At 52.3% G+C, this 794-nt stretch carries 1 protein-coding gene; it reads right to left on the bottom strand.

Going from position 1 to position 794, the window contains the following annotated elements:
* Positions 1-154: 154 nt before the first annotated feature.
* A partial coding sequence (locus tag ACFFWD_RS20405) for a sterol desaturase family protein (protein ID WP_376968284.1) occupies positions 155-794 on the bottom strand: 640 nt, incomplete at its 5' end.

The raw sequence follows: 794 nt of genomic DNA, 5'->3' as shown, positions 1-794 counted from the left end.
CAGTTCTGGCAGGTATTGGCTTTGCAGGACGCGCGGTCGGCTGGATACTGAGCTACTCGGGCGTCGCACTGATTGCGCTTTGGCTCATTTGGATCAAAGGACCAATGGCGATCGAGCGGCTCGATCTCGCGAGGACTTCCAAGCGGTGTTTGATTCAAGGTCGCCTCTGGGAGAGGAGATGCGGTTTTGAATCAGAAATCAGTTGATTTGGGAATCCCTTTTGTCCACGAAACCGAGCATCTGGCCTTCTATAGGTACCGAGAATCCTATCCCAGAAGAAATGGATCACCGCGAAATTGCAGGTCGCGTGCCGGTGATGAACGAAGTGCAGTTCCTGTTTGCGTCTGAACCATGCAAACCGCTGAAGCCGCGACCCCTCTACGTGGTATTCCTTGTCGAAAAAGACGTGCGCGTAGAACGACGCCGCACATGCAACTACCTGAACCACGAAGAGATCAATGGGCAATACGAGGTATGTACAAGCTCCCACCAGAAACACAGGAATGAAGAAGAAGGGTGTATTGTTGCCTTCGTCACCGCGGTACGTCCGTGAGACGAGATGATCTTTGGAATAGTAGGTGTGATGGAAGTTGATATGGTTGCGAAAGAACTTACCGCCCATTGGATGGTGGCCGAGCTTGTAATGCATCAGCGTCTGCGCAAATGACATGACCAAATGCGTAGCGACGGCAGTCACGAGAAATAGCGGAAGCTCCGGAAGGAGCCGCGATACCGTCTGGAGCATGACCGCTTCCTCCAGCGTAAGGAGCCAATTCAGCATATATTGTGATCTA

Source organism: Bradyrhizobium erythrophlei, assembly GCF_042430365.1.
Lineage (GTDB): Bacteria > Pseudomonadota > Alphaproteobacteria > Rhizobiales > Xanthobacteraceae > Bradyrhizobium > Bradyrhizobium erythrophlei.
The sequence above is the reverse complement of the archived record's forward strand: the minus strand, read 5'-3'. Positions and strand labels throughout refer to the sequence as shown.